The sequence below is a fragment of the Gemmatimonadota bacterium genome, from assembly GCA_016720805.1.
Lineage (GTDB): Bacteria > Gemmatimonadota > Gemmatimonadetes > Gemmatimonadales > GWC2-71-9 > Palsa-1233.
The window spans coordinates 192,816-202,955 of sequence record JADKJZ010000015.1 but is presented as its reverse complement, the minus strand read 5'-3'; the positions used below and the strand labels follow the sequence as shown (position 1 = coordinate 202,955).

Below are 10,140 nucleotides of genomic sequence, written 5' to 3'. Positions count from 1 at the left end.
GGTATCGCACATGCTGACCGCAAACGCGGCCGCGGCGACGCCGCATCGCGGGCGCGCTGATGACGCCACCGATCAGCCCGCCGCGGCGCTAATGCGAGCCGGTCGAGACGTCGAGCCGCCGCAGCTCGCCGGACCGAATCGGGGAGCATGGCGGCCGAGTCTGATTCCGAGGCACGGCCTCCGGGGAAACGGCAGTAGTAAAGGCCGGAGTTGTTCTTGCTGGCACAGAGGCGAGCAGCCGCCCGCGGATCATCGTCGTCGCGGTGTACATCCGCACCATCTTGCCGCTGTCGACGGATGCCGGGAGAGGAGACTGCTGGGCGGCGGCGGTAAACGCCCCGCCGAGGAGGAGGATTGCGACGACGATTGGCGTATGGCCCTTGCACATGCCGGGCTCCGGGTCCGGGTACGGCCGCAGGGGTGGGCGACACGGTGGAAGTTATCCACCCACGGCTTCACGAAGTGCCACCCTCCAGTCCCCGGACCAGATATGCAACCAACCCCCTTGCGCGTCACTGAGCGTTCCGGTATGATATGCAACATGCCGCTGCTTATTGTCGTTCCTTCGACTTCCGCCAGGAGTTCTCCATGAGTACCGCCACCGAACAACCCGGAGACCACCGACTGGATCGAAAAAGCGCCTCGACGTTGCTGCCCCCGCGCCCGGGTCTGGCGTGCACTGTCCGACGCCACCGAGTTCGGCACCTGGTTCGGCATCACGCTCGACGGGCCCTTTGTCCCAGGCACGACGGTCCACGGTAACCTGCGGATGGCGGGCCTGGAGCACGTCACACTCGAGATGCGGATCGAGCGGGTCGAGCCTGAGGGCTACTTCTCGTACCAGTGGCACCCGGGGGCGATCGACCCCAAGGTCGACTACACCACTGAACCGATGACGCTGGTGGAGTTCCTTCTGAAGGAGACGGCCACCGGCACCGCGATCACCATCATCGAGTCGGGCTTTGACCAGCTGCCCGCCACGCGCCGAGTCGAGGCGTTCCGGATGAACACTGGCGGGTGGAATGGCCAGTCGAAGAAGCTGGCCGGGTATGTCGAGTAGCCGCGGCAACGCCGTCCGTCAGGCGGCGCCAGTGTTCGCCGCCCTCGGCGACAGCACGCGACTCACCCTGGTGCGGCGGCTCGCGGTCGAGGGCGACCTCTCGATCACGCGCCTGACCGAAGGGAGCGGGATGACGAGGCAGGGCATCACGCGGCACCTGCAGTCGCTTGAACGGGTCGGTCTGGTCCGCGACAGCAAGGAGGGGCGGGAACACCTCTACTCGCTCGACCTCAAGCGCCTCACCGTGGCGCGAGAATATCTCGACCAGGTCTCGGCGCAGTGGGATGCAGCAGCGGCACGCCTCAAGGCGTTCGTCGAAGCACCGGAATAGTCCACTTTCAGGAGAGGAAGCAGACGTGGTTGACATCATTCATCGCATCGGGATCAAGGCACCACTGGAGCAGGTATACGCGGCGATCGCCACCGTTCAAGGTGTGGCCGGCTGGTGGACCCGGGACACGACCGGCACGGCGGAAGCAGGGGGAACAGTGAACGTCAGGTTCAGGCATGGGGACGGCCACGAGATTGGTCAGATGGACTTCGCGGTCACCGCGCTCGAGCCGAACCACGCCGTGCGCTGGCGCTTCGTGGCCGGTCCGCCGGAATGGGTCGGCACCGAGGCGACCTTCGATCTGACCCACGACGGCGAGATGACGGTGCTGCTCTTCGGTCACCGCGGATGGCAGGAGGCAGTGGAATTCACTGCGCACTGCAGCACCAAGTGGGCGGTCTTCTTGCTCTCCCTGCGCGAACTGGTGGAGACGGGGAAGGGGCGGCCCGCCCCGGACGACATGAAGATCGACAATTGGAACTAGGCAGGCATCGCGCGGTGCTTGGCTGGCTATGGCCGCGCCTCGAACAGCGTAATGCTCTGCGCCCCATCTTCTGTTTCGGTGATCGCCCACGCGCCGCGTCGATCGATGGCGAGCCCCTTGGCCGAGGCAGGGAGCCAGACGGAGGGGAGCGGCTTGCCGCTGGCATCGAGGCGGAACCATTCGCGCAGCTTGCCCGAGGCGGCGTCGAGGCCAACCCATACCGTGCCGCCGGGCGCCACGTGCACTTCGAAGGCGGGCGGGAAGAACCGAGTTCGCGCCTCAATCTGCTCGCGCATCTCGCTTGGCACCCCTTCGAGTTGGCGATCGTGCGCCTCGGACGGCACCCGGCGCAGAGGGACGGACCGTTTGTGCTCGAAGAGCGGTTCACCGCGGTCGTTCACGCCGACGACCCTGATCGAACTCGTCCCGTTGGGCGAGGTCTCCTGCACTACTGCGACGCGCCGGCTTGCATTCGGCGGAATGGCGCGCAGCGTCATGGGACAGGAGGACCCAGGCATGCTGATGATCACTTCCGACCCCGCGACCATGCAGCGATTCGGAGGGTCCGTTGCGATGACGAAGCGGACCGCGCCCTCAAGCGAGGTGCGGACGGCGAACCGCGGGTCACCCATGACGTCCTTCGGCGCCTCCGACTTCGGCGGACTGAAAAGCATCACTTGCAGCAATAGACTGCCGTCGGGATAGGCCGCTTGCAGGCGGGCACCGGTATATCTCGTCGGTGCCGCCCGGGTACCGTTTGCTCAATGCGGTCAGGGAGCTGGATGGCGCGAAGGAACTTTCCGTCGGCGGAGTACCGAGTCAACCGACGCAGGCGACCATCGGAGGCCCAGAGGGTATCGCCGAGCCACCCGATTGCGTCGAGTTGTCGAAACTCTCCCGGGCCCTCCCCGCGTGCCCCGCTGATGCGAACGGCTTCCCCGCAGGGCTGTAGAGGCGGATGACGCCATCCTGCCGGAGGTACACGGCGAGGATGCCGGAGGGGCTCACCGCGAGCGTCGAGATCGCGCTGAGATTCTCGGCCTCGGCGTCGATGCGCAGCAACGCCTTGGCTGCGACGGGGGTTTGCGCCTGAAGGGAGAAGGCCGCCATCGGAGCGATGATGGCGAGGAGAGCGACGGTCGTCAGGCGAATGGTCGACAATGGGCACTCCGGGGTAGAGCGTAGTGGTCTCAGGCGTGCTTACCGGATCGAACAGCTGCTCCGGTCGACTGGCATCCGCTCGACCGTCGCGAGGTTTGGTTGGGCGATCGGCATCCGATCCTGCTTCGTGCTGTCGGGAAGGAAGGTGCGGATCGGGCAGCGCGTTGGTGGGGTCTGGTCGCCGGCGGGGCCGCTAAGTCGAACCGTCAACGCGGTGGGCGCGGCCGGGGTCGTGCCGCGTGCAAACGGGCCAAGCGTGGGCTTCAACGCGAAGAGTGGTACGGCAGTCTGGGAATCCCGGAACACCGCCGTCGGCCCGCGATAAGTCAGCTGCGCGCTGGCACTGGTGGTTGCGCCGAGGAAAAGCGCGGTGGCGAGGCATCCAACTACACGTATGCGCATCGGTTCGCTCCATGTGATGGGCGGGGACGGAACCGGCTGCTTCGAACGGCGCCTTCGCACCGACACCGAAGTCCACGGTGAGCTGATCTCCTGGCAGTCGCGATAGATGAAGATGTTCTGCCCATCGAGCGCGACGGCACCCGCCCGTCCGGCCGCTAGACCAGGTCGAGATGGCGGCCAAACGCTTCAGCGACACGGCCGCGGGTCACCAGGGCGCGCACCCCGGCGACCAATCGTGGCTCAACGGATGTCTCGAGCACGGTATACCGAGGCTCAGTCATGGCTGTCTCCGCTCAAGACGCCCTCTCGATCGGGGACAGCCACTCCACTGACCCTGCGGTTGCGAGCCGCACTGACCCCGCAGACCAGGAAGAACAATCCGATGGCTGCCGCACCGACCGAACTCAGCACGTCATTCGGGGACCTTGGCGGGGACGCTTCGAACCAACACGCGATACCCGCGGCAATCATGAACAGTCCGAAACACGAGATAGAAGGCGGGATGGAAGTCGCTGACCTTGCCGGCTCGCGCCCGGCGCGATTGCCAGACCGCAAAGGCCGCCATCATCGCACCCCAGGACAACGACTGCATGATCAATGTGCTGGAGGAGCGCTCGTCCTGCCAGAGAAACCGGTTGATCAGCCAGTAGAAGGCAGCGGCAACGAGCGCAGCGAGCATGAAGCGAAACGCGGAAGCCATTTAGCGCACCTTGCCGGGATGGAAGGGAACGAGCCGCCAGGCATCTGCCGGCAACCTGACCGAGGCGCAGACCGGACTGCCATCTCGACCGCGACCGCCGACGCGCACCTCGAGAACGCTGCCAGGATCCGTCACCGCGTGGTGAAAGAGCGCGGGGGTGATGCCGGCAAGAGGGATCTTCGCCCGCCGCTCATAGGGACTGTTGGGCTGACCCGCCCGTGTCCCGACGGTGACGTAGACGAACCGCTCCGTCGGTGGCCCCTGGGTGAATGGCCCGTAGCAGACGACCGGACCATCCGCGACCGGCTGGCTCGCCTCCACCGCCAATTCGAACGCCACCGCCGACGCCGTCACCGATGTCGGTGCAACGAGATCGAATCGCCCCGACTGCAGGGCGAGCGCAACACCGGGCACCGGGTCGGTGACGACAATGCGGAGCCGGATGGTGGATCGACCCTGGCGACTCACTATCGGGGCCCACCGACTGCGGCGTTGACATCATGGAGGTCCTGCAGGATCGCTTTCCGGATCACGCCCTTGAAGAACAACGCCATCGGAATCATCTGCAGCCTGGCCATCAGGGTCTGCGGCAAGGATTCATGCGACTCGGTCAGCGTAACGACTCCATCATGCTCGGAGAGTCGTTTCGTGGAGACGAAGACGAATCCGTCGCTCTCGGCGCGGGCGATGTAATAGTCCGGCTCCGCGGCGTCGGTGATCCACTTCTCCACGGCGGCTGGCTTGCCGAAGAGGACCCGCGTCTCCCGCCACTTGAGTCCCGCCAAACCACTGAGTGGCCGCTCGATCACCTCGATTTTTTCAATCCCGCTGTAGGTGGTCGCCGCATGTTCAATGTCGGTGATGACGGCCCAGACCGCGGTGCGCGATCCAGCGACAGTCACGGCTGCCTCGACGATCATGGCGTTCCTCCTCAGGGGGGCGCTTGAAGTTACTGCCTGAACGCATCGTAGTAATGGTTGCCCCCCTCGTCCTCGGTTTCGGCCACCACGGTGAGCCCGGCCTCTGCCAGGAGAGTGCGGTACGCCTCGGCACCCAGCGACTCCGAGTCACGCCCCGTGAGCACGTCACTCCAGCGGCACGGCTCGGCGGGGGCGGTGAAGAGGAATCGGCCGCCAGTAGTCAACACCGTCGCCAGCTTTCGGAGTGTGGCGCGCTGGGCGTCGGCGGGAAGCAGGAACAGGAGACCCGCGGCGAGCGCAGCGTCAAAGCGCCGATCGAAGAAGCGGGAATCCTCGACTCGTTCACACGCGAGCAGAGCGTCTGGGAAACGGTGCCGGTAGGCTGCGGCGAGCGTCGGTGAGGCCTCGACGGCATAGACCATGAGGCCGGCTTGGTGTAGCACTTCGCTGATGGGAGCGCCGGAACCACAGCCGAGGTCGAGGACGGAGGCACCGGGCGGGAGCGTCTCGGCCCAGGCGCGCACCGTGGCGACGCCAATGGACGAACCCTCGCGGCGGCGGATGAACTCGTCGGCGGCGGCTTCGTAACCGTTGGCGGGGTCGAGTGGGCGCATCATATCCGGACCGTGCTAGGGCTGCACCGCCACCGTGAAGACGTTCGAAGCGCCAGCCCCGACGATCGGACACACGCCGTCACCCTGGCAGCTCTGGACTTCGTAGGCGAGTCGCATCGGTCCGCTGAGCGTCCCGAGGGGCAGGCCACCAGAGAATCCGAGCGGACCTGTGAGCAGCAGCGTATCGATGCGGGTCTGCCCAGCGCGGACGGCGATATGACGGTTGTGGCCCGCACAGCCCCACGGGCCGTTGTAGGCAGCGTCCTCGGTTCCGGCCACTGTGCTGACGCCAAAGATCGGATGTGGGCTGTCGGGCGTGCATCGACTGAGGTAGACCGTCGATTCGGCATTGTTCGTGAAGCGAGCAACCAGCGTGAAACTGTACTGGCGCCGGGCGCCACTGCCGCCGATGTACCCTGCGGTGTAGCTCGGCTGGTCAGTGGACAGGATGAACTGATCGGGGCTGGGGCCAGTGCCCGTGTCGCTGCAACTCGCGAGTACGGCGAGTGCGAGCGCGGGCACGACCATCGGATGTCGTGCAATCATGAATCCTCCAATCGCTGCAAGGAGTGCCAGCAGGGACAGGGCATCTCACCCCCTCAAGTTACCACGGTGGCACGCAGACCACCCGCCACCCCTTGCCGCTCCGACAATTCCGCCGTATCTACAGATCGTGACTCCCCCAGCCACACCCCGGCGACTGACACCGGCCCAGTTGCTCGTCCTCCTCGCCTCGGTGCTCCTTGCCACGGCCCGGTCGGCTGTCGGCACCCGTCTCGATTCGCTCACGGTCGACGAGCCGTGGCACATCGTGGCCGGCGTCGAGTACCTGCGCACCAACGACTTCCGGCTCAATCCCGAGCATCCGCCGCTCGTGAAGCTGGTGGCCGCGGCCAACATGCCCGCCACCTTCACGCTCCGCCCGAAGTCTGCCCTTTCGGACAAGGGCGCGGAGCGGGATTTTGTCGAGGAGACCTTCTTCTTCGACAACGATTTCCGGTTGGCCCAGGACCGTGCCCGCATCGCGGTGTGGACCCTCAACGGCGCCATGCTGCTGATGCTCGGCGCACTCGTGGCCGCCTCGTTCGGGATGCCGTGGGCCGTCGGGACGCTGCTCTTCCTCGCGCTGGAACCGACGGTCGGGGCCCACGGTCCAGTCGTGATGACCGATTTGCCGGTCGCTCTGGCACTCGCCATCGCGGCGCTCACCGCCGCGCGCCTGATCATGACCTGGCAGTGGCGCTGGGCCATGGCCCTCGGGCTCGCCATGGGCGTTGCCCTCGCCGCGAAGCATTCCGCGCTGCCAGGACTTGCCGGGATCGGCGCGTTCACCGCCGTTGCCGCGGTCTGGCAGTGGCACCGTCAACGCCGCTACCTGAATACCCTTGCCCTGCACGCCGGACAGCTCGTCGTCGTGCTGCTGGTTGCCGTCGCCACGTTGTGGGCATTCTACGGCTTCCACTTCCACGCCGGTCCCAATGGCACCGACGATTTCAACCGCACCATGGTCGCCAAGCTGGGTGACCTCCACGTGGTCCGCTGGCGCGACCTGCTGACGGTTCTCGACCGTTGGCACATCCTGCCACGTTCCTACCTCTGGGGGCTCGCCGACACGGTCCGTGCCGGGGTCGAAGGGAGAGGCGCGAACGAGCACCTGCTCTGGGGCACCATGGTGTACGGTGCGCCACCGTGGTACACCTGGCCGAGCTTCATTCTCTCGAAGGTGCCGCTGACGCTGCTGGGCCTTGCTGTGGTGGGGGCGGGTGCGCTGCGTCGAACCATCACCACGCCACTGCAGCGCTGGAGCGCCGCCGGTGTCCTCGCGCTCGCCGCGACCCACCTGTTCGCACTCAGTGGCTCCCTCGGCACCTACGCCGGTGTCCGGCACGCGCTCCCCGTGATCGTAGTGCTCGCCATCATCGCAGGTGCAGGGGTGCAGCTCGCGTGGCAGCACCGGACTCGGATGTCCGTGCTGGGCGTCGGTGGGCTCTACGCCGCGACCATGGTGATGACCGCGCGGATCCCCCGGCTCTGGGAGTACCACAACGAGCTTGCTGGCGGAACGCAGAACGCCGCGCTGGCCTTCGGCAACGAGGGACTCGACCTCGGACAACGCGCGTACGAGATCAAGCACTTCTCCGACTCGGCGATCGTGCCGACCGGGCTGCCGACCTACTCGTCCTACTGGTTCGGAGAGGAGCAGGCCAAGGCGCTCAAGCTGACCACAGCGCGCAAGGTCGAGTCACTGGCCGACAGCAATCGGGCGGGGATCTATACCGGTTTCTTCATCTACACCGCGAGCGATCGGCGCCCGGATCCGAACGCCGATTGGAACCCGACGAAAGTCTTCGCCGGACTGACCATGGTGAAGCGACTGGGAATCGTCGAGATCTGGCAGGGGACGCAGACGCTGCCGATGACGCGGGCGAGCAACCTCTTCCGGCGCCTGCTCGAGTATGTCTACGACGAGAAGGGCACCGACTACGCGTTGATCGCCGCGAAGGCGACGGAGATCCTTGATGTCATGCCGTGGCACCTGCCGGCGGCGATCGAGCTCGGCAACGCGTACCTGAGGATGGGTGACCGCGCAGCCGCCATCGCGGCGTACCAGCGGCCGTTTGCTCATGAGAAGCGCGGCTTGCTCGGGGCGCTGGTCAAGCAGGAACTCGAGTCGCACATCAAACGGCTCGAATCGGGTGAGGCCATGACAGCGATTCCGTCGATCCGCTCGCCACAACTGGAGTAGCGCCGCGCGCTAGGCGACGGTCCAATCTCCCAGGGTCACGCTCCCCGACTCCGAAAGGCTCGGGTCAAGCAGCGCACCGGTCAATTCATCATGGCAGTCCGGACAGATGCCGTGGCTGACTGTTGGCACATCCGCCCCCTCAAAGACTCCGAGTGCCGCGACGGCCTGCTCAGCCGGAACCCATCGATTTCCGGGAAGCTGCACGTCCTGGCACCAGCCGCACATGATCAGTTGCCCGCCCCGGGCGACCTTCTGGGCCACGTCGAGCAACGGGACGGCGGGGCGAGCGGCTTCGGCCACCGGGACGACCGAGAAGCGAACGTGCCCGCCTTCGACCGGCGCGATCTCCATCTCGAGCAGTCGGCGCCTGGTCGGGCCGTCGCAGCGGAACCGGAAGCGCACCGGGATGCCGTCGCTGCGGACATGACGCAGCATGGTGCGATAAAGCTGTCGGGTGGGAAGGTCACCGACGTAATCCCACAGCGAACGGCCGAGGACGGCGTCCGCAACCAATTCGGGACCCTCGTTGGATTCGGCGAAGTCGTTCCAGGAGCCGCCGACTTCCATGAGATAGTCGGCGCCATCGATCCGGTAGACGATCGAGGGGCCGTCCGTCGTTGCCGTCGTCTCGAGATTCGCCTGCACCGAGGGGCTCCTTCAGTTGGTCTGGAGACGGAATAAAGTCAGGCGCGGGGCGGGACACCACATCGGTAATGGGAGCACGCCGCTCGGCATTCCGCCGATGCCCCAGGCACCAAAGACGGACGCCAGCTGCGGCAACGGCTATTGCGCGGACAGTCGGTACATCCGTTTCGTCAATTCATCCCGCGCCACGATCACGACGTCCAGCGAGGTGACCGTGTCGCGCTGCAAGGTCAGCACACGGGGACCAGCCGGCCAACGACGATACATTCGCTCCAGGTAGACGAGCCGCCAACTGGAATCGGCCACCGCGAACATCGCCTGATTGCTCGTCGGCGACCCGGTGACCAGCACGGCAAACGCGACGGGCTCCAGCGCGGTGGCACGCATCGGCACGATCTCGATCTGCTGCGGCAGGCCAAGGGCGGGGATGGGCACGGTCAGGCGACGCGCCCCCTCCTGCTCGGCAAACGTCAACGACGCACTGTCCTTCTCCACGGTCACCACGTGACCCGCCAGCGTGAGCGTGTCGCGGCGGGTCGGGCCGAGCAGCAATCGCTGAGGAATGGTGGAGTCGTTGCCAGTAGGGATCGCCGCGGATTCGACGATGCGTCCATTGTCGATGAGCACCATCGGGCGGAGCGTGCGAATGTTGTCGAGGCCGACTTGCAGCCCGATCACCCCACACACGGCTCCGACGAGAATTACTCGAACGCCGAATCGCACCGGCGTGATGCGTGGCTCGCGGATTCGCAGCGGGAGCTTCCGCCCCCACAGCCGCATGCCACCGACAGCGGCGGCGCCGACGAGCACCGGCAGCAGCAGTGGGAGGAGGTGTGAGTGTCCCTCCGCGACCGCACCCGGGCCACGCAGGACATGGATCCCGATCCGACCCAACTGAAACGCCAGCGCTGCACCCGCGACCATGAGCGGCACGGCATGCGGGATCGGATCGGGGGGTGGAACGTAGACCAGCTTGGCCACGGGGGGCTCCGGAGAGGAGAACGTGTCTGCTCGAAGATACCTCGCGGGCAGGGGTCGTGGTCACGGCGACGGATCAGCGGGATTGGGCATCCTCCC

Annotated in this window: 15 protein-coding genes; 4 read left to right on the top strand and 11 right to left on the bottom strand. The window is 66.2% G+C overall.

Annotated features, from left to right (window positions below):
* Positions 1-88: 88 nt before the first annotated feature.
* Positions 89-388: a hypothetical protein gene (locus tag IPP98_16385; protein ID MBL0180662.1), complete on the bottom strand. Its 300-nt coding sequence runs from the start codon at positions 386-388 to the stop codon at positions 89-91.
* Between the two features lie 240 nt (positions 389-628).
* On the opposite strand from IPP98_16385, the gene IPP98_16380 reads away from it, so the two are divergent.
* Genes IPP98_16380 through IPP98_16370 form a run of 3 tightly spaced genes read left to right on the top strand, consistent with a single transcriptional unit; the run spans position 629 to position 1,875 of the window.
* Positions 629-1,060 (top strand): SRPBCC family protein, encoded by a 432-nt coding sequence (locus IPP98_16380; protein ID MBL0180661.1) that lies wholly within the window; start codon positions 629-631, stop codon positions 1,058-1,060.
* Positions 1,050-1,391 (top strand): winged helix-turn-helix transcriptional regulator, encoded by a 342-nt coding sequence (locus IPP98_16375; protein ID MBL0180660.1) that lies wholly within the window; start codon positions 1,050-1,052, stop codon positions 1,389-1,391. The genes IPP98_16380 and IPP98_16375 overlap by 11 nt, the downstream gene beginning before the upstream one ends.
* A gap of 25 nt (positions 1,392-1,416) precedes the next feature.
* The gene (locus IPP98_16370; protein MBL0180659.1) at positions 1,417-1,875 is read left to right on the top strand and encodes an SRPBCC domain-containing protein; all 459 of its coding nucleotides are present in this window, start codon (positions 1,417-1,419) and stop codon (positions 1,873-1,875) included.
* Positions 1,876-1,901: 26 nt separating this feature from the next.
* Here IPP98_16370 and IPP98_16365 read toward each other — a convergent pair whose 3' ends face one another.
* The 8 genes from IPP98_16365 to IPP98_16330 all read right to left on the bottom strand — a co-directional run bounded on the left by IPP98_16365 (position 1,902) and on the right by IPP98_16330 (position 6,218).
* Positions 1,902-2,552 carry a hypothetical protein gene (locus IPP98_16365; protein ID MBL0180658.1) on the bottom strand — a complete coding sequence of 217 codons (651 nt, stop codon included), beginning with the start codon at positions 2,550-2,552 and terminating at the stop codon, positions 1,902-1,904.
* A 142-nt stretch (positions 2,553-2,694) separates the two neighbouring features.
* The gene (locus tag IPP98_16360; protein MBL0180657.1) at positions 2,695-3,036 is read right to left on the bottom strand and encodes a hypothetical protein; all 342 of its coding nucleotides are present in this window, start codon (positions 3,034-3,036) and stop codon (positions 2,695-2,697) included.
* A gap of 39 nt (positions 3,037-3,075) precedes the next feature.
* Positions 3,076-3,438: a hypothetical protein gene (locus tag IPP98_16355; protein ID MBL0180656.1), complete on the bottom strand. Its 363-nt coding sequence runs from the start codon at positions 3,436-3,438 to the stop codon at positions 3,076-3,078.
* A gap of 412 nt (positions 3,439-3,850) precedes the next feature.
* Positions 3,851-4,117, bottom strand: coding sequence for a hypothetical protein (locus tag IPP98_16350; protein MBL0180655.1), 267 nt, complete (start codon positions 4,115-4,117; stop codon positions 3,851-3,853).
* A gap of 21 nt (positions 4,118-4,138) precedes the next feature.
* Positions 4,139-4,606 carry a hypothetical protein gene (locus IPP98_16345; protein ID MBL0180654.1) on the bottom strand — a complete coding sequence of 156 codons (468 nt, stop codon included), beginning with the start codon at positions 4,604-4,606 and terminating at the stop codon, positions 4,139-4,141.
* Entirely contained in the window at positions 4,606-5,058 is a 453-nt protein-coding gene (locus tag IPP98_16340) for an SRPBCC family protein (GenBank protein MBL0180653.1), read from the bottom strand. The genes IPP98_16345 and IPP98_16340 overlap by 1 nt, the downstream gene beginning before the upstream one ends.
* Positions 5,059-5,087: 29 nt before the next feature.
* Positions 5,088-5,672: a class I SAM-dependent methyltransferase gene (locus IPP98_16335; GenBank protein MBL0180652.1), complete on the bottom strand. Its 585-nt coding sequence runs from the start codon at positions 5,670-5,672 to the stop codon at positions 5,088-5,090.
* Between the two features lie 15 nt (positions 5,673-5,687).
* Positions 5,688-6,218, bottom strand: a complete 531-nt coding sequence (locus tag IPP98_16330; GenBank protein MBL0180651.1) for a hypothetical protein — start codon at positions 6,216-6,218, stop codon at positions 5,688-5,690.
* Between the two features lie 127 nt (positions 6,219-6,345).
* On the opposite strand from IPP98_16330, the gene IPP98_16325 reads away from it, so the two are divergent.
* The gene (locus tag IPP98_16325) at positions 6,346-8,418 is read left to right on the top strand and encodes a phospholipid carrier-dependent glycosyltransferase (GenBank protein ID MBL0180650.1); all 2,073 of its coding nucleotides are present in this window, start codon (positions 6,346-6,348) and stop codon (positions 8,416-8,418) included.
* 9 nt (positions 8,419-8,427) lie between these two features.
* Here the strand turns inward: IPP98_16325 and IPP98_16320 are convergent, their stop codons facing one another.
* On the bottom strand, positions 8,428-9,063 hold the full coding sequence (locus IPP98_16320) for a hypothetical protein (GenBank protein ID MBL0180649.1): 636 nt from the start codon (positions 9,061-9,063) through the stop codon (positions 8,428-8,430).
* Positions 9,064-9,201: 138 nt separating this feature from the next.
* Positions 9,202-10,044 (bottom strand): hypothetical protein, encoded by an 843-nt coding sequence (locus tag IPP98_16315; GenBank protein MBL0180648.1) that lies wholly within the window; start codon positions 10,042-10,044, stop codon positions 9,202-9,204.
* Positions 10,045-10,140: the final 96 nt, after the last annotated feature.

Bases quoted from the DNA above. Each gene is read 5' to 3' on its own strand.
- IPP98_16385 (MBL0180662.1), bottom strand. From the start codon at position 388: ATGTGCAAGGGCCATACGCCAATCGTCGTCGCAATCCTCCTCCTCGGC.
- IPP98_16375 (MBL0180660.1), top strand. From the start codon at position 1,050: ATGTCGAGTAGCCGCGGCAACGCCGTCCGTCAGGCGGCGCCAGTGTTC.
- IPP98_16355 (MBL0180656.1), bottom strand. From the start codon at position 3,438: ATGCGCATACGTGTAGTTGGATGCCTCGCCACCGCGCTTTTCCTCGGC.
- IPP98_16350 (MBL0180655.1), bottom strand. From the start codon at position 4,117: ATGCTCGCTGCGCTCGTTGCCGCTGCCTTCTACTGGCTGATCAACCGG.
- IPP98_16340 (MBL0180653.1), bottom strand. From the start codon at position 5,058: ATGATCGTCGAGGCAGCCGTGACTGTCGCTGGATCGCGCACCGCGGTC.
- IPP98_16335 (MBL0180652.1), bottom strand. From the start codon at position 5,672: ATGCGCCCACTCGACCCCGCCAACGGTTACGAAGCCGCCGCCGACGAG.
- IPP98_16330 (MBL0180651.1), bottom strand. From the start codon at position 6,218: ATGATTGCACGACATCCGATGGTCGTGCCCGCGCTCGCACTCGCCGTA.